This is a genomic window from Paenibacillus zeisoli, from assembly GCF_003994465.1.
In the GTDB taxonomy this organism is placed as follows: domain Bacteria; phylum Bacillota; class Bacilli; order Paenibacillales; family Paenibacillaceae; genus Fontibacillus; species Fontibacillus zeisoli.
In genome coordinates this window covers 245011-262783 of record NZ_RZNX01000005.1, presented here as the reverse complement: position 1 = coordinate 262783, position 17773 = coordinate 245011, and the positions used below count along the sequence as shown (strand labels likewise).

At 46.1% G+C, this 17773-nt stretch carries 15 protein-coding genes and 1 pseudogene; 4 read left to right on the top strand and 12 right to left on the bottom strand.

The window, feature by feature from the left end; genetic code table 11:
* Positions 1-263 precede the first annotated feature (263 nt).
* Complete coding sequence (locus EJP77_RS13985; protein ID WP_127199860.1) at positions 264-1334, top strand: chymotrypsin family serine protease; 1071 nt, start codon at positions 264-266, stop codon at positions 1332-1334.
* On the opposite strand, the gene EJP77_RS13980 is transcribed toward EJP77_RS13985, so the two are convergent.
* A complete protein-coding gene (locus EJP77_RS13980) occupies positions 1326-2222 on the bottom strand; it encodes an MsnO8 family LLM class oxidoreductase (RefSeq protein ID WP_127199859.1) in 897 nt (298 codons plus the stop codon). The genes EJP77_RS13985 and EJP77_RS13980 overlap by 9 nt on opposite strands.
* A 93-nt stretch (positions 2223-2315) precedes the next feature.
* Between EJP77_RS13980 and EJP77_RS13975 the strand changes: the two genes are divergently transcribed.
* Complete coding sequence (locus tag EJP77_RS13975; RefSeq protein WP_127199858.1) at positions 2316-3011, top strand: metal-dependent hydrolase; 696 nt, start codon at positions 2316-2318, stop codon at positions 3009-3011.
* A gap of 82 nt (positions 3012-3093) precedes the next feature.
* On the opposite strand, the gene pulA is transcribed toward EJP77_RS13975, so the two are convergent.
* The 3 genes from pulA to EJP77_RS13960 all read right to left on the bottom strand — a co-directional run bounded on the left by pulA (position 3094) and on the right by EJP77_RS13960 (position 6798).
* Positions 3094-5046: a type I pullulanase gene (gene pulA, locus EJP77_RS13970; RefSeq protein WP_127199857.1), complete on the bottom strand. Its 1953-nt coding sequence runs from the start codon at positions 5044-5046 to the stop codon at positions 3094-3096.
* 158 nt (positions 5047-5204) lie between these two features.
* A complete protein-coding gene (locus tag EJP77_RS13965) occupies positions 5205-5936 on the bottom strand; it encodes an RNA polymerase sigma factor (protein WP_127199856.1) in 732 nt (243 codons plus the stop codon).
* Positions 5937-6018: 82 nt separating this feature from the next.
* A complete protein-coding gene (locus EJP77_RS13960) occupies positions 6019-6798 on the bottom strand; it encodes a TIGR00266 family protein (protein WP_127199855.1) in 780 nt (259 codons plus the stop codon).
* A gap of 165 nt (positions 6799-6963) precedes the next feature.
* On the opposite strand from EJP77_RS13960, the gene EJP77_RS13955 reads away from it, so the two are divergent.
* Positions 6964-7164, top strand: coding sequence for a hypothetical protein (locus EJP77_RS13955; RefSeq protein WP_127199854.1), 201 nt, complete (start codon positions 6964-6966; stop codon positions 7162-7164).
* A 55-nt stretch (positions 7165-7219) separates the two neighbouring features.
* Here the strand turns inward: EJP77_RS13955 and EJP77_RS20940 are convergent, their stop codons facing one another.
* The 8 genes and pseudogenes from EJP77_RS20940 to EJP77_RS13920 form a co-directional block, all read right to left on the bottom strand.
* The gene (locus tag EJP77_RS20940) at positions 7220-7573 is read right to left on the bottom strand and encodes a GNAT family N-acetyltransferase (protein WP_342773017.1); all 354 of its coding nucleotides are present in this window, start codon (positions 7571-7573) and stop codon (positions 7220-7222) included.
* 150 nt (positions 7574-7723) lie between these two features.
* Positions 7724-8218: pseudogene (locus EJP77_RS20935) on the bottom strand (N-acetyltransferase family protein); the annotation flags it as partial.
* 109 nt (positions 8219-8327) lie between these two features.
* Positions 8328-8750, bottom strand: a complete 423-nt coding sequence (locus EJP77_RS13945; protein WP_127199853.1) for a DUF6157 family protein — start codon at positions 8748-8750, stop codon at positions 8328-8330.
* Positions 8751-8857: 107 nt separating this feature from the next.
* Positions 8858-11302, bottom strand: coding sequence for a glycogen/starch/alpha-glucan phosphorylase (locus tag EJP77_RS13940; RefSeq protein WP_127199852.1), 2445 nt, complete (start codon positions 11300-11302; stop codon positions 8858-8860).
* A 34-nt stretch (positions 11303-11336) separates the two neighbouring features.
* On the bottom strand, positions 11337-12440 hold the full coding sequence (gene glgD / locus EJP77_RS13935) for a glucose-1-phosphate adenylyltransferase subunit GlgD (protein WP_127199851.1): 1104 nt from the start codon (positions 12438-12440) through the stop codon (positions 11337-11339).
* 18 nt (positions 12441-12458) lie between these two features.
* Complete coding sequence (locus EJP77_RS13930) at positions 12459-13634, bottom strand: glucose-1-phosphate adenylyltransferase (protein WP_127199876.1); 1176 nt, start codon at positions 13632-13634, stop codon at positions 12459-12461.
* Positions 13635-13951: 317 nt separating this feature from the next.
* Positions 13952-14851, bottom strand: a complete 900-nt coding sequence (locus tag EJP77_RS13925; RefSeq protein ID WP_127199850.1) for a hypothetical protein — start codon at positions 14849-14851, stop codon at positions 13952-13954.
* Positions 14852-14944: 93 nt separating this feature from the next.
* Positions 14945-15871, bottom strand: a complete 927-nt coding sequence (locus EJP77_RS13920) for an NAD(P)/FAD-dependent oxidoreductase (protein WP_127199849.1) — start codon at positions 15869-15871, stop codon at positions 14945-14947.
* 295 nt (positions 15872-16166) lie between these two features.
* Between EJP77_RS13920 and EJP77_RS13915 the strand changes: the two genes are divergently transcribed.
* The gene (locus EJP77_RS13915) at positions 16167-17753 is read left to right on the top strand and encodes a sensor domain-containing diguanylate cyclase (protein WP_127199848.1); all 1587 of its coding nucleotides are present in this window, start codon (positions 16167-16169) and stop codon (positions 17751-17753) included.
* Positions 17754-17773: the final 20 nt, after the last annotated feature.

Here is a 17773-nt window from a genome sequence, read left to right as displayed (position 1 = left end):
TTTTCAAAGATCAATTTCTCATTTGTCGTTGTCGTCGTTCTCGGTGACAACTTTTATATCATAACATGTTCTCAACAAGTTAGCAAGTGTTATTTTCAATAAATATTTTACTTAGCTGCTAAAGTCGTTGTTTCTCATGTCAGAGTTAAAACTTTATCATGACAAGCTGTACTTAACAAGTCATAAATAATGGAAGTCGCAGACACACCGTTAATAGACAATAACATACACTATCCTAAACGCTAAAGAAAAGGTGATGAACATTGGCCAGTTTTTCTGAAGCCTACCAACTTAAGGAGAAACTCTCCAAACAATTACTTAAAAAGCCAGGTATTCACGCTGTAGGCGTGGGACTTCACCGTCCTAAGTCTCCCCGTTCAGGCGCAGCTGTTATTGTCTACACTGACAAAGCTTTAACGGCGAATGCTAGCAGAAGACCTTCCCGATTAACTTTTAATAAAAATGGTAAAAAGATTATGGTTCCGGTCATATACAAACCCACACCTAAGATTCGTTCGCATGCACTTGCTAAAAGATCCTTCACTAATCGAATCCGTCCCGTCATTGCCGGATACAGCGTGGGAACACCGACAGCTTCAGGAACAGCGGGTTTAATCGTTAGCGGCCGAACAGGCAGGCAAAAATATATCTTTAGCAACAATCATGTATTGAACGAAACAAATTCATCTCTGTACTCGGCAACTCTTCAACCTGGAGGAGCTGACGGTGGGAGCGTTCCAAAGGACAGAGTAGGACGCCTGAACCGGTTTGTTAAACTTAGCAGTACAAAACCCAATTATATTGATGCCGCTATTTCCCTTCCAATTCGAAACAGCATATTGAGTCCGCGGTATGCCCTAGTTGGAGTTCTTCCAGGCTATGTAACGTCCTACCGGATTGGTGACAAGTTCAAGAAAGTCGGACGTACCACTGGCCTGGTAAGCGGAACAGTTGATTCGATCCATACTGATGTCAAAATTTCATATGAAGGTTATGCTGATCTGGGGACAGTGACTTTCAAAAATCAAACTGTCATCAAAAGCTCAAATCCCATCTCACTTCCTGGAGACTCTGGCTCAGTGTGGTTAACAAGCAAGGGCAACTACGCTGCTGCAGTCAATTACGCAGGCTCGAGTGACGGGCGCATGTCGATTGCGTATCCCGTTCAATGGGCCATGCAGGCTCTTAATACTAAGGTTGCGCAGCCTACAGGTACAGGTGTAATCAAGAAGATCCAAGTACCCGCAAGCAAAAAACAACAATACGTTCGGCCACTGACCCCGAAGCAGCTGAAAGGGATTCGTGTACTGCGTGCAAGTAAAAAATCAAAGTAGCTGCTCGGCAAGCAATCGGTACGAATCAAGACGAGTATCATAGTCAGAAATAGGGCTGAGAATAAGAAATTCACGATTTCCTAAAATACTCTGGAGCTTGCTAAGTTCCTCATGTATCATATCCGGGCTTCCAACAAGGCAGTTCTTTGACATTGATGCAGCCGATGAGGTTATTAACGATCGAGCCTCAGCTTCTGATCCCGCACATATAACGGAGACTGCTACTATGGTCTCTGCACTCTGTGAAAGCTTACCGGGCTTGAAATGTTCCCGGTAAGCTTTCAAGACACCTTCTCCGTTCTGCTCACTCATAAAATGACCAAACACATATCCCGTTCCAAATTGCGCGGCATATCCCCCGCTTTTCTCGTTCGTTCCCAGCATCCAGACTTCCGGCGGCTTTTGTGGAATTGGACGGGCCAATACTGGATGATCTTCATATTTGTATTTGTTCTCGAAGAACCTGATCAATGAATCCATAGACTCAGGCATATCAGCCACATGCTGAAGGAAATTCCCGCTTAATGCCATTGAAGCATGTGCTGGGCCCCCGGGTGCACGCCCAATGCCAAGGTCAATCCTCCCCGGATACAAACATGATAACAAATGAAAGGACTCAGCTACTTTCATTGGGCTGTAATGCGGTAGAAGCAGAGCACCTGATCCTAATCGAATTCGCTGCGTTCTTGCACCAATGTGAGACATTAATATTTCAGGGGAAGTACAAGCAAGCCCTTCCAGGTCATGATGTTCGGCGACCCAATATCGATCATAACCCCATTCTTCACTTAGAATGGCCAGACGAGCTGCCTCCTGAAGAGCAGCTTCTGGCTGAACGCCATTATATTGGGGGACAAGGTCCAAGACGCTAAGTCTAATCGATTCCATGGTTGACTCCTTCCGGATTTTGATTCTTCTCCAAAGGGTATGTTACTATAAAACTGTAAATTAATTACCAATTATCGCAGCGAGGTGAGACATTTGAAACTGACTTTTCTGGGACATTCCACCGTATATGTTGACACTGGAGAATACAAATTCATTGTTGACCCCTTCCTTACCGGGAATCCCTTGGCCACGGCCAGCGCAGAGGACATTGAAGTGAATTATGTCCTTCTTACCCATGGCCATTCGGATCACATTGGTGACGCCGAGTTGATTGCCCGAAGAAATAACGCCACAATCGTCGGTATTGTGGAGCTTGCGAATTATTTTGAACAGCTGGGTCTGAATACGATAGGGATGAATCTTGGAGGCTCATTACGACTGCCTTTTGGGAAAATAAAATTCACTCCTGCACTTCACAGTTCGTCTATAACCAGAGATGGAGTGAATCTCTATCTGGGTGTCGCTGCCGGCATCATCATACAGCTGGATCCGATTACCTTGTACCATGCAGGAGATACAGCTTTGTTCAGTGATCTGAAGCTCATTGGTGATCAACATCAAGTGGACATTGCGATGATTCCTATTGGAGATCATTTTACGATGGGGCCAAACGATGCATTGCTTGCAGCTCAGTGGATTAATGCCAAAATCACCGTGCCAGTCCACTATAATACCTTCCCTCCCATTGAGCAAAATGGAGATGAGTTCGTCAGCCGGCTCAAACAAGCAGGTCTTGATGGACAAGCCCTAAAGCCCGGCGATTCAATTGATCTAACCCGGCTGTCATAAACACCCGCACACACCACAATTATTTAGTAACCAAACAGCCCCCTATTCCACAATGAAAGGGGGCTTTGATATAAATTTAGATCTAAACAGCCAGAACAACCATTCCAATACCTTCAACTTCAAGCATATCGGAGTTTACGCTTCTAACCCGTTCTTGACCATGGAGGATTGTCCACTCCCCGAGTGCAGGAAGCTGCAAGGACACCTTATCCCGCCTAGCATTATATACAACATATAAATGTTCAGCAGAATCTTCTCCCGCATGATTCCGAAGAGTATAGGCAACTGTATTACTCGGACTAGCTTCAAAGCGAAGATGCTTCCGGATTAATTCGGACGACTCCAGCCTGAAGGCAGGATGCTCTTTGCGGAGCTTGATTAACTCTTTCATAAACTCTACATCATCCCTGTATTCTGCACACCGTTCCCAATCGAGCCTGTTAACTTCATCCGGAAGATTGTAGCTGTTCTCAAAACCAACTTTGGAACGGCAGAACTCTTGCCCGGCATGAATAAAGGCTATGCCTTGGCTGGTTAGCACAATGGAAGACCCAAGTCGGTGCATTTGGCGTCGAATCTCGTTCTCCTGCCCATCGACGGACACCAGAATTTTATCCCAAAGTGTATGATTGTCATGGCATTCCGCATAGGTCACAGTCTGTGTAGGCTCGGCGGCATAACCTTTGATCCAGTCATCAAAGTCTATACAAGCTGTAACCCCTTGCTTGATTGCATGCTCAAGCCCTACCCCTCCACTAACAAAGCCCTTCTCTCTCGCTTCAAAGACATGTCCTCTTATAGCATCCCGAATCACATCATTAAAAAAGGCAATTCCCGGCATCTGAGATGCTTGGTTCTGATTCGCTCTCTTATGTGAAGGAAGCTCGGTCTCCATAATCCAGCCTTCACCAATCGTGACCAGGGAAGGATCTATTTCATCCAGTCTCCGCCGGATCTCGTTCATGGTGTCCACATCCAGCAGGCCCATAAGATCAAAGCGGAAGCCATCAACGTGGTATTCCTTAGCCCAATGAAGAACAGATTCGACAATGAACTTGGTCATCATTTTCCGTTCAGAGGCCACGTCATTTCCACAACCGGAGCCATTTGAGAACTCCTGTTGACTGTTATAACGAAGGTAATAACCGGGTACAAGCTTTGTGAAATTAACGACATAACCATCGTAGACATGATTATATACCACGTCCATAATAACCCGAAGACCTTGGTCATGCAGGGTCTGTATCAACTGTTTCAGCTCGCGTATACGGACTTCCGGTTGATACGGATCTGTCGAGTAAGAACCTTCAGGAACGTTGTAATTCTTAGGATCATAACCCCAGTTATACTGAGGAGTATCCAGACGTGTCTCATCCACACTTTCGGTTGAGTAATCGTAGAACGGCAGCAGTTGAACATGAGTTACGCCTAGGCTTAGGATATGATCCAGCCCCGTCTTGATCCCTTCCGGTCCTCGTGTTCCGGTCTCCGTCATGCCAAGATACTTGCCCTTATGCGATATTCCACTTTCCGGATGGATAGAGAAATCCCGAATGTGCGCTTCATAAATTATCGCATCTGTTACCTTATTAAAAACAGGCTTATCTTCGGTCCATCGATCCGGATTTGTACCAGCCAGATCAATAATTGCAGCCCGATCGCCATTAACTGCAACGGCGGTTGCATAGGGGTCTGCAGCTTCATTCCATTGATCTCCAATGCGGACAAGATAGGTATATAAATATCCCTTCAGATCCTCATTAACCTTCAAAGTCCAGGTTCCCTGAACATCTTCAGTCATTGGAAACAGCCGGTCGGAACGACCATCCCATGTGCGGTATAAGACTACAAATGCCTCACTAGCCGTAGGCGCCCACAGACGGAAAGCGCAGCAATCTTTGCTGTAGCGAACCCCCAAGTCATCTCCATTATAAAAAAAGTGATCATCAAACTCTGGTGCAAAAATGGAGACACCACCAGTTCTGGCGGGATCTCCATAGTCTATGTGAACATTTCTGTCGATCTGTACGGACAAGCTGACTCACTCCTTGGAATAAAATCATGGTAGGGTTGGCAACCGTTTGCACTGCAAACTATTTACCATTATAAAGGAGTTTATCGGCTATTTGAAGACGAAAAGTAAGCCTTCGACGATTATTGTCTCCACTTAAGCAGGATTCTATCTCGGCCCCGTTAGGCGGCTAGACTCAATGTCTGATTTACCCGTAATGAATGGGGCTGAATCAAATCGCTTTGCAGCTTATTGATTAGAATATCTGGTTCAGCGAGATCATTATTCAGCATCTGAATTAATAGATCAGCATCTTCGTGGCGTATTGCCAGAAGGTACAGATGAAGCTTGGCTTGAGATTGTTGAAAGTCACTGAAGGAAGAGTCAAATGAACTCTGCCCTTCCTTAGTCAGGTTAACCGAGACAAGCGCTGTTCTCGCCCTGTATAGAGCTGATTTTACAGCACCCTCAGTCATATTCAGCTTATCCGCCACCTCGCGTGAACTGTAAGACAGAACGTCTCGTAACAAAAAAACACATCGCTGTAATGGAGACAGTTGCTTAAGGACAAGTCTGATTGCATATGACACATCGTCCCGATCTATCTCAGCATGGCTTTCCAGCTGGAGTTGGTACTCAAGATCAGCTACTTTACGTTCAAGCACCTTGCGCCTGCGCATCTGGTCAATCCATTGGTTACGCGCAGCTCTAAATAGGTAAGCCCTTGCATTCTCATGATATTTAACCCCTTGAATGACAGGCAGCGCCTTCAGACAAATATCTTGGACCAGATCCTCAGCCTCCCACTTCGAGCCGGTCAGCGTGAGGCAATAGCCGAGTAATGAAGAGCGGAGCTCCGAGAGATCTGCTGCGGGTACAGGGGCAGGGAGTTCGACTGATAAGTTAATGCTCATAGCAACCTTCCTTTCACAGTTCTTCGTTATTAAACGAAGAATACCCGGCTAAGGATACGCCAATTCCATATTTCCAAACAAATTATCTTTCGAACAGGTTGCCAAGTCCGCCGAGAATACTACCTTCTTCCTTACTTCCTCCAACGCGTGCAGCTGACATAACCCGGTCTGCCATGCGGCTGAACGGAAGGGATTGTACCCATACCTTGCCAGGACCGCGCAGTGTTGCGAAGAATAACCCTTCTCCGCCGAACAGCGCGCTCTTAATTCCTTTTACAAATTCAATATCATAATCCACGCCAGCCGTCATGGCTACCAGACAGCCAGTATCCAGTCGAAGGACTTCACCAGGGTTAAGATTGCGTTCAATCACGAGACCGCCTGAATGAACAAATGCCCAGCCATCTCCCTCGATCTTCTGCATAATGAAGCCTTCTCCACCGAAGAAACCCGCTCCAAGCTTGCGCTGGAACTCAATTCCGATCGAGTTCCCTTTCGCGGAACACAGAAACGCATCCTTCTGACATATGACTTTACCGCCCAGCATTTGAAGATCCAGCGGAATGATTTTACCCGGGTAGGGCGCGGCAAAAGTTACGTTCTGACGATATCGGCCCTCGTTAGTGAAGACCGTCATAAACAAGCTTTCCCCTGTTAGCAGCCGCTTTCCGGCACCCATTAACTTGCCCATCATTCCGTTCCCGCGAGCCCCATCGCCAAAAATCGTCTCCATCCGGATATCCGTATCCATCATCATAAAGCTGCCAGCCTCAGCCACAACACTCTCTGAGGGGTCCAATTGAATTTCAACACACTGCATTTCTTCGCCCAGTATTCGATAATCAATTTCATGTGCACTCATTAACAATCGCCTCCCATTTGACTTTCTGTATTATTTACGTGTAAGAGTTCTCATAGTTGCACACTAAAAATCAATTAAATCTCAAGATAACCCTTCCAAACGTCCATACCTAATAGTCTTCTGTGTAATATGATGTGTATTATCCCAAGAGAGGAGTTGATGATTGTGGCATTGCAACCGTCAAATTGCCAAGGTCCACGTCCAATTTATACAGATAAAAAAGTAATTTATGAAGATGTCTACAAACCCGAGCTTGTTCCTGTTGTGCATGAAATTGAGGTCGTAGAACGGATTCACCATGTGCCAGTACCTGTTCATCATGTTGTCGTGAAGAGAAGAGTCGTTCACTGCGGATACAATTGTTAAGCCGAATAAGAGCAGCCGTCCTAATTCTCGAACGGCTGCTCTCGCTTTAACCTTGCTATTCATCTACTAGGAGTTTCTCATAACATACACTAACCTCTGTCTGTGTATATTCACCGTACGTACGGATACGCTCATATCCATATTTCTCATATAGGGCGATAGCCTCCGGCTGATTAATTCCTGTCTGAAGTCGAACTGTACGATACCCATCTTCACGAGCCGACTGCTCAAGCTTCTCCAGCATGGATGAAGCGATTCCGCATCCCCGGTACTCTTCCTTCACATAAAATCTCTTGAGCTCTGTCACCTGTTGGTCAAGCGGTCTAGTTGCCCCGCATCCTACAGGCTCATCGTTCCAAAGTGCAAGAACAAAAGTGATGGATCTCGCAGCAGGGTCGTTGAAATCTATCCCAAAGATAGGTTCACCGGGATACCTCAGCCTCAGCTCACGATCAAGCTCCTCTACCAGTCTATGAAGGCGTGGATCAGAGCTGCTAGCCTGTTCGAGGGTAAGCGGACTGTACGTAGTCTGGTCTTGGGCAAGCGGCTCTGCGGGGTCTATAACCTTTCCTACAATAACCAGATCTCTGGCAACATCGTCCAGCATGGCCACTTCCGGCAAATACCCCCATTGGACAAAACCAAATTTCTTGAGAAGGGACAAGCTGGGTTCATTATGGGCAAAGACAAATCCAACTAGACGCGTGAGGTGCAGCCGGGGACATTCCCGAATCGCTCTCTCAATTAGAATTTTGCCAAATCCTTGGCCGCGGTAAGCTTCTGATATATAGATACTGATCTCGGCAGTCCCGTTATAGGCAGGTCTTCCGTAGAACGATTGAAAGCTTAGCCAAGCTGCAATCTCATTACCGACCCGCAGCACCCATAGGGGTCTGCGATCTGGAGAGTGTTCATGGTACCAGGCAACCCTGCTCTCTACAGAGATTGGGTCTAAATCTGCCGTTACCTGTCTTCCAGCAATGGTGCTGTTGTATATATGTACAATTTGTTCAAGATCATCCAGCTTAGCATCGGTTATCGTATATGGGATCATAATTTCTATGTGCCTCCGGTGATGTGTATATTTTGTAAGTCTCTAACTACATTATACATCGGTACCGGGAATGTTAAAGAGCTGTCATATAATCCTGAATTAATAATGATTAGGTTGAACGGCGGGATCGCATAGCGGGAACAAGTGTAGGCTTTCCCTCACCTGGCTCTAAAAATGCTTGGTATTCATCCGAATCGATACCATATAAGGCAATTCGGCCCTCTTCGTTATAATGGATGCCCCAACCAAATTTCTTAGGAAGCTGGGAAGCCCTCAGACAAGGATGCGGCTTACGGAACAGCTCTTCCCAAATCTCGTCAGCATGACTTGTGACATAAGAAGCATCCAAATCTTTGTGCCGTATATGGATTTCATAGATTAACTCCTTTTCGTTATAACGATAAGGGTTCCTCGACAGCAGATCAAATTCAATTTCATAAGCCGTTTTCTTGGCCCTTGAGGATACAGGTACCGTGCTGGTTATTACAGGACAGTCGGCTGATACTATGATAAAAGTGTTGGTGTAACTCATTCCCATCTTTCCTTTCCGCAAAATACTTATACCCAGTATATACCACCTTGGAGCGGTTCCATTCAAATAAAAAAGAGGGCAGCCACAGGCTGACCCTCTTATCACGGTTAGTTCATCGACATTTGACGAACTGGATTGATTCTCCAAATTTCGTTCGCATACTGTTCAATCGTGCAATCACTCGCAAACTTGCCTGAATGAGCAATATTAATTATAGATTTCTTCAGCCACTCCGTCTGATTCCGGTAAGAGGCTTCAATCTCCAGCTGGGTATTTACATAAGGTGCAAAGTCTTTGAGCACGAAGTATTCATCATTGTGATTAAGAATCGAATCATAGATCGTCTCAAATTCTCTTGGCGATGTGCAGAAAGGTCCTTCCTGGATGAGCTGATCCAGGACTTGGTGGATACGCGGATCACCCGCATAGATTCCTCTTGCATCGTACCCGCCGTATTGATAGTAGTCAAATACCTGATCGGACTTGAGACCAAAGATGAACATGTTCTCATCGCCCAACATTTCATGCATCTCAACATTGGCTCCATCCAGTGTCCCGATCGTCAAAGCCCCGTTCATCATAAACTTCATGTTTCCGGTTCCGGAGGCTTCTTTGCTTGCGGTGGAGATTTGCTCACTGATATTGGCAGCCGGAATAATCTTCTCTGCCAGCGATACCGAGTAATTCTCCAGGAACACAACCTTCAACTTCCCGCCCACATCAGGGTCATGATTCACGGTATCGGCCACTACATTGATAAGCTTAATAATTCGTTTGGCCAAATAATAGCTTGGAGCAGCCTTAGCCCCAAAAATAAATGTACGAGGAACCCTGTCAAGCGAAGGATTCGCTTTGATCTGATTGTATAAGTGCATAATATGGAGCACATTCAGAAGCTGGCGCTTGTATCCGTGCAGACGTTTGACCTGAACGTCAAAGATTGAGTTAGGATCGACGCTGACCCCATTCTTCTCTTGAATATATGCAGCCAGCTTCAGCTTGTTCTGCTGCTTAATGCTGTGAAGACGATCCTGGAACCCTTTATCCTCGCTAAACTTATGGATATCGATCAGCTTGCGGGGCTCTGTAATCCAGTCGCTCCCAATGGATTCATTGATGAGCTCAGCAAGCCCCGGATTGGCATGCATCAACCAGCGTCTATGCGTAATACCGTTTGTCTTGTTATTGAAACGTTCCGGATACAATTCATAGAACGGCCGCATTTCCTTCTTCTTCAGAATATCGGTATGCAGCGCCGCCACTCCATTCACGCTGTGGCTGCCCGCTATGGCAAGATGAGCCATTCGGACCTGATCCGAGCCGATAATCGCGAGGCGATCGATTCTCTCTTGGTCATCGGGATTCTGTTCATGCAGCATGCTGCAGAAGCGCCTGTTGATCTCTTCGATGATCATATAGACCCGCGGAAGCAAGTCTCTGACCATTCCCGTCGGCCATTTTTCAAGCGCCTCACTAAGGATCGTATGGTTCGTGTAAGAGACGGTCCGGACGGTAATGTCCCAGGCCTGTTCCCAGCTGTAGCCTTTGACATCTACGAGAATACGCATGAGTTCCGGAATGATCAGCGTCGGGTGCGTATCATTAATGTGTAGGGATACCTTCTCAGGCAGATGGTCATAAGACAGTCCCAGCTTCTCAAAGGTTCTTAGTATGCTCTGTAGACCGGCCGAGCAGAGGAAATACTGCTGCTTCAATCGGAGCAGCTTCCCTTCGTACTGCGAATCGTCCGGATACAAGAACTCCGAGATCGACTCTACCGAGCGATTATAGTTCAGGAAATTATAATAGTCATAATGCCTGGATGCCATTCCCTTACTGCTGCTCAGCATAGCGGATTCCGCACTCCATAGACGAAGTGTGTTCACATGATGGTGTCCGTAGCCAATCACAGGTACATCATAGGGAACCGCCATGACCGATTCATAGTCCTTTGTCTCAAATATCCATCGTCCATTCTCTTCGCGTGCCTCGACTTTTCCCCAGAAACGAACCTCCACCTTCTTGTCTGCACGTCTTACTTCCCACTCATTCCCCTTCTGCAGCCAATAATCCGGCAGTTCTACCTGATCACCATCAATGATCTTTTGTTCAAAAAGACCATATTTATAGCGAATTCCGCATCCATGACCTGCATACTGAAGCGAAGCGAGTGAATCCATGAAGCAGGCGGCCAGGCGGCCAAGGCCTCCGTTTCCAAGTCCAGCATCAGATTCCTGTTCTTCGATGTCCTCAAGATTCCATCCCAGCTCCTGAAGTCCTTCGCGCACGATATCCAGAATACCGAGATTCAACAGGTTATTCCCGAGAAGACGGCCAATCAGGAACTCCATGGAGAAATAATAGACCTGCTTCTCCCCACGCTGCTGATATTCCCGATTGGTTGCTGCCCAATCCCGACCTGCATACTCCCGGATCAGTCCACTGAGTACCTTATATACATCCGCGCTCGTAGCTTCCTCGAGCGGCGTCCCAAGTTCCCCTACCAGACTTTCACTGAAGACTTTCTTGAAGCTTTCCTTATCGGTAAACAAAATAAATCCTCCTGTCGGGCACTCTAATCGTAGTTTAAAGTGTACTGCTCTTCGCTATGACAAATGGCCTCTTCACATCCCCAACAAGCATACGGTCAGGGGGAAGATTCACATCTTTATCCAGTATCACATTCTCAATAACGGCATTCTCTCCGATCACACATTTCTGCATAATGATAGAGTTGGTAATTTTGGCACCCTTCTGTACCTTTACTCCACGGAACAGAATGCTGTTCTCCACACTCCCGCCAATTACGCAGCCGTTTGCAACCAGTGAATTATTTACACTTGCGCTATCGAGATATTTTGTAGGTGCCTCATACTTTATTTTCGTATTTACGGGCCGTTCTTTGAATAGACTGGTGTAATTTTTTGGACAAAGCAGTTCAAGACTGTTCTTGTAGTAGCTCTCCACCGAGTTAATTACGGCATGATACCCTTTATATTCATAGGCGGCAATCTTCATGTTATGATGATTCTTTTGAATGGCATCTCTGAAAAAATAGCTGTCGCCATGCGCGATGCAGTGCCTTACCTGCTCCAGAAAGAACTTTTTCTCCATAATGAACATCTCCATGTAGACGTTCGGATGATCTTTCTCATGGTGGATATTGCTTACGAAACCATCTTCACCTATCTCAAGCCGCAGGCAGGGATCGTGTTCAGGCTCAAGCTGATCTACTTTGGTGTAGATCAGAGTCACATCCGCCCCAGTCTCCTTGTGATAATTGAAAGCCTCACAGAAATCCACCTTGCACAGATGCTGGCTGCCGGAATGCAGGATATATTTGGCCTTGCCGCGTTTGAAGAAATCCAAATTATTGCGCATGTGCTGCAGGTCCCCGTGAGAGGTATCTGAGGAATCGTTCCAGTCAGGAGGGAGAACAAAGAGACCTCCCCGCTTCCGATCAAGATCCCACGGTCTCCCTTCACCCAAATGGTCCATGAGCGAGCGGTATTTGCGCCGGACAAACACTGCAATATCTTTCATTTCGGCATTAGCCATATTGGAAAGTACAAAATCAATCAACCGGTATCTCCCAGCAAAAGGAACAGCAGCCCCGCAGCGGAAGTAGGTTAGTTCGTTCAGAAGGTCCAGTTCATGATCCAGATTAATAACACCCATTAGTTCTGACATGGGAACACCGCCTTTATCTCAGTTATTGGTCGATACCGAAACTCCCTGTCCGTTCAGTGATGAGAGCTCTTCCTCAGTAATTAATAGTATTTCGTCCTCATTAGATCGGTCCTGGCCGAGAACCGTATTGTCCTCAATGACAAGGTTCTCACTGACGATCGCTTTATGAATTCGGACATTCTTGCCTATTTTCACCTTGGGCATGATCACAGAATCTGTAATCACACTCCCTTCACCAACCTCAATTCCATAGAAGAGCACAGAATGATCGATGTTACCATGGACAATACACCCTTCATTAATGACACTGTTGGTTACAGTTGCATCCGGAGCAATATATTGTGCAGGCTGATTTGGACTGCGGGTATAGATCCGCCATGTCGGGTCATTCAAATCAAGAGGGGGATTGTCAGACAATAGATCCATATTACTCTGCCACAAGCTTTGGACAGTACCCACATCTCTCCAATATCCCTCAAAAGGATAGGCATACAACACTTTCTGGTTGCTCAGCATCAGAGGAATAATATCTTTCCCGAAGTCAAATGAGGAATCCGGATTACGTTCATCCTCATACAAGTGCCGCTTGAGTACATCCCATTTGAATAAGTATATTCCCATGGAAGCAAGCGTGCTCTTCGGATGCTCCGGCTTCTCTTCAAACTCATAAATACTGAGATCCTCGTTCGTATTCAAAATACCAAAACGGCTGGCTTCTTCGAGCGTGACGTTAATGACGGAAATTGTACAATCAGCGTTCTTTTCCTTATGGTATTCAAGCATTGCATCGTAGTCCATTTTATAAATGTGGTCCCCGGAAAGAATGAGAATATGCTCTGGATCATACTGTTCAATAAACTTCATGTTTCTGTATATGGCATCAGCTGTACCTCGATACCAACTGCTGCCATCCTCTTTTTCATGAGGAGGAAGCACGAAGACGCCTCCATCTTTGCGCTCCATATCCCAGTCACTGCCTACGCCAATATATGAATGCAGGACGAGGGGTTCATATTGGGTAAGAACGCCTACCGTGTCGATACCCGAATTCGAGCAATTGCTGAGAGGAAAATCAATGATCCGGTATGTACCTCCGAAATATACAGCAGGTTTAGCCAGGTTCTTGGTGAGACCTTTCAGTCTTTTTCCTTGACCGCCGGCAAGCAGCATCGCAACCACTTCTTTTTTCTTCATCACGATATTCCTCCTTCACATAAAAAACTCTCAAAGACCGATCCTTTACAAGCTCTCTGGTCTAATATAAAAAAAGATTAATCCGCCTGCTAAACTTTAGAACAGATTAACCTTGTTGGAACCTACTTACCTACATAATCAAAAGCTCCTATTCTTCATATATTTAAACCAGAATGAGTTCGTATAATCCCGCGTGAAGCCGCCTTCCATATATTATTTGTATTGAATAATTCGTCCAATAATAACTCTTAAATCCAATCATAAAAAAAAGGCCCTGATAGGTTAACATATCAAGGCGTCTAATCAAGGTTTGTGTGTTAGGGCGACATATACCGTCCGCCTTTAATCTTAAGTTCTTCCAGGGCTGCATTGCCCTTTTGATTCAGGAAGAATGCGTTCTTGCCTTCCGCACCCGCCCACTCCATACCCAGGAGAAGTCCGTTCTTGGTTGAGGCTGCGAATAAGAAAGAGAACATCTCCGGTGTGACTTCACCACCATCGTCAACCCGCCATGTCGAATTGGGATCATAATCGGCCACATAATCTTTGGCGGCGAGAAGTTGCCCATGCTTCAGTATGATCGAAGCAGTGACCTTCTTGTCCTTCTTCTTGAACTGGACCAGATAGATTTGATGGTCAGTGCCTACTTGTCCGATCTCCCAGATTTTCTCGATTGGCAAGGATTTCTCTCTCTCAATAGCCTGCTTCACAGAATCTTCTACAGCGTCCTTGAGCTTGGTTGTGACGGGAATGATCGCCTTGAGGTTGAGCTCGCGATCATTAACAAGGTAATACGTCTGATCTGGCAAAGCTTGCCCTTCAACTACCTCAAAGATCATACCCTCGAGATTATCGAAATTGTTCGCCCATTGTCTGCCATCATCCTTGTCACTTCGACTCTGCTGTCTGATAAATTTCACATCAAGAACTCTCCCGCCTTCACCAATCGCCTTATTCAGCTTCGTATCGCGGCTGCCTGAGAAAGCAATGAGATATTTGCCTGAACGGTCAGCAAAACTATAATGATCGGTTAGCGCAGCAGCATCAAGAAACACCTTGTGTTCTGGTGGCTCTTCCTGCTGCTTGTATTTTGGATTTGGAGTCGTCGGCGTTACTTTGTGAACGGTAGAGCCTTGTTTTTCAATATGCTGCGTACTGCTGTCTGAGCATCCTCCAATGGCAAGCATTGCGCCAATCAGAAGCATGAACTTCCTCACTTTCATTCCCCCTAGCTTCAATCATTCTGTAAATGTAACGCAGCAGCATAGGGGAATGTTTCAAAATTTACCAGTTATTATTTTCGCTACATCCTAAGTATTCATTTCCTGGGCTTGATTGAGCTTCTTGAGCACTTTGTTGATGGAAATAGCAGCCATAGCCCCATCGCCCATAGCGACAGTAACCTGCTCTGCATGGACGCCCAAGTCCCCGGCAACCCATAAATTCTCTATGTTTGTCATTCTGGAACGCGGATCTGCCTCCACATGCTTGTTATGATGCAACTTGGCGCCAAGATCCTGTGCAAGCTCAGAGTGAACGTGATTCCCTCCAAAAGCAATAAAGCCTCTTTCCGCCGGGATTACGGTACCGTCTTCAAGAATAACGCCCTGCAGGTTCGCTTCCTGCTCTTCCAGCACCCGGCTGATGCCTGCTTCGATATACCGAACTCCTTGATTCTTTAATTCCATAAGGATCATCTTGTCTACAGCCTGCTTCTCATGATTAATATAAATCATTTCAGAAGCCCGTTCAGCAAGCAGCAGAGCCATATGGGCACCCGGGTTGCCCGAGCCCATCACCACCGTCACTCTGTTGTGGATCTCATAACCGTCACAGTCCGGGCATACATATACGGACTGTCCCATCGTCTGAACGAGGCCCGGTATATCCGGGAAGCGGTCCATTAGTCCAGTGGCAAGCAGCAAAGTCCTAGCCTCATAGCGTTCGCCCTGTTCTCCAGTAAGCTGGAATACCTGATCTTGTTTGGCTGCCTTAATCACTTTGTCATGAGCAAACTGGACACCGCTCAGAACCGCCTGGGCTTTCCCTCTCTTCCTAAGTTCCACACCGGATATCCCCTCCGGCCAACCGAGTATGTTATGATAACTCCGGCAAAAGGTCGACCTTCCATGTCCGGAATCAATAACAAGAATTTTATGAGTCATATATCGTCCCAGCTGAATAGCCGCCTGAAGACCCGCTATTCCGCCTCCGACGATGATGCAATCGTAGGTCACTGAATTACTCCTCCTGTCTCTATTCACTAGTTAGTCGATTCAGATAAGATACAAACATATATTTAAACAGCGCTGCTTTTTTCAAACCTTTTCCCCATTAGCTTCTTCAACACTTCCATAATTACACTTTGTCCATAAAATAAACCGGTCATCCTGCGAACGGTACTAACCCTTCTTCGGAAGATGATGTATAATAAGAACATTGTGCCAACATGTGACATTTCTCACCGTTTTTAGGTATGAATCGATTTGACTCTCATTTCATTAATCATCAATTTACAGGCGGGATATTACTTTGAAACTCTTGAACAAAAAAGGCTTTACCCTCCGGTTCAGCATCAGCTTTCTTGTCATTGTTGCCGTTCTCCTTACGATGCTGATCGGCATGATCTCTGCTATCCAAGTTAATCGTGATTCCCTGGTGTCCAGTTATCTGCAGAGCAATAACCAATATGCCAAGAAGCTGGCTTCCAACACCGGAGACCTGCTTACTACAATGAAGCAGAATATTGTATCCATAGCAGCGATCGCAAGGCGAGGCAACAGCATGAACACAACACTGCTTGATGATCTTTACCAGGAGAACCGGCAGTATTTCAATTCGATCTTCATTGCCAATGAGAACCGGGTTATCCAGTTCATGAGTTCCAATACGACCGGAGTACACCCCGGAGACAAGCTGACCTCGGAAGCAAGCAGAATCGCGATAACATCCAGAACTCCTTTCATTTCCAACCCTTACCGAAGCAAATCGGGAAGATATATTATTCTGATCTCGTCACCTATCTTTAGCCAGAAAGGCGAGTATAAAGGTTTTGTGGGTGGAACGATCTATCTGGAAGAGAAGAATGTGTTAAATTCGCTCTTAGAGGAGCATTTCTTCGGAAACGGTTCTTACGTATTTGTGGTGGAGAAGACGGGTCATCTGATCTTTCACCCGGATAAGAAGAGGATTGGGCAAGCCGTAGGCGGGAATTCTGTCGTACAAAAGGTTATTGCCGGGGCCAATGGGTCCCAGAGAGTGACCAATACGCAGCACCACGATTTTTTTGCAGGGTATGCCTATGATCCCATAAGCTCTTGGGGAATTATCGCACAGACGCCAACCTCAGTTATTGAAGGTCCGTCCTCTAATTTGATCAACAAGATGCTTCTACAGTCTCTGCCCTTTCTCATTCTGGTCCTTCTAATGGGTTGGTGGGTTGCGAATCAGATTTCCAGACCACTTCATACTCTTGCTAAATTCTCAGATGAGGCGACACTGAATCTAGGCAAAGGAAAGAGTCTGCCTGAACTTCGGTCCAATTATTACGAAGTACGGCTGCTGTATCAGAGTGTCAAGATTGCCTTTCAGAATATCAATCAGGATATGAGTCAGCTTCGCGATGAAGTGAAGATGGACGGATTGACCGGACTCGGTAACCGCAGATCCTTTGACTCAGTCATGACCAAATTAACAACAAGACATACGCCCTTCTCAATGATTTTGTTAGACATTGACCATTTCAAGAAGGTGAATGATACCTATGGTCACCTAACCGGGGATGAGGTTCTGAAATTCCTTGCGGGCATGATGGAAGATTTGGCGGGGGATCGCAGCCTGAATTTCAGATATGGCGGGGAAGAATTTGTGATCCTTGTGAAGCATGAGGACACGAACTACGCGTTCCAAATGGCTGAGCGAGTAAGAAAGATTCTTTCAGTTACGAAGAGTCCGACAGGAGAACCCATCACGATCTCGCTTGGAGTGGCTACTTTCCCAGTTCACGGGAATGAGACAGAAGAGATTATTATGAAAGCCGATCAAGCGCTGTACCAATCCAAAATAAACGGTAGAAATCGCACAACTCTAAGTGAAGGTGTGGAACAGAAAGAAGCCTGACATTTCAGGCTTCTTTTTGT

Bases quoted from the DNA above. Each gene is read 5' to 3' on its own strand.
- EJP77_RS13980 (WP_127199859.1), bottom strand. From the start codon at position 2,222: ATGGAATCGATTAGACTTAGCGTCTTGGACCTTGTCCCCCAATATAAT.
- EJP77_RS13965 (WP_127199856.1), bottom strand. From the start codon at position 5,936: ATGAGCATTAACTTATCAGTCGAACTCCCTGCCCCTGTACCCGCAGCA.
- EJP77_RS13960 (WP_127199855.1), bottom strand. From the start codon at position 6,798: ATGAGTGCACATGAAATTGATTATCGAATACTGGGCGAAGAAATGCAG.
- EJP77_RS13945 (WP_127199853.1), bottom strand. From the start codon at position 8,750: ATGAGTTACACCAACACTTTTATCATAGTATCAGCCGACTGTCCTGTA.
- glgD (WP_127199851.1), bottom strand. From the start codon at position 12,440: ATGTCAGAACTAATGGGTGTTATTAATCTGGATCATGAACTGGACCTT.
- EJP77_RS13930 (WP_127199876.1), bottom strand. From the start codon at position 13,634: ATGAAGAAAAAAGAAGTGGTTGCGATGCTGCTTGCCGGCGGTCAAGGA.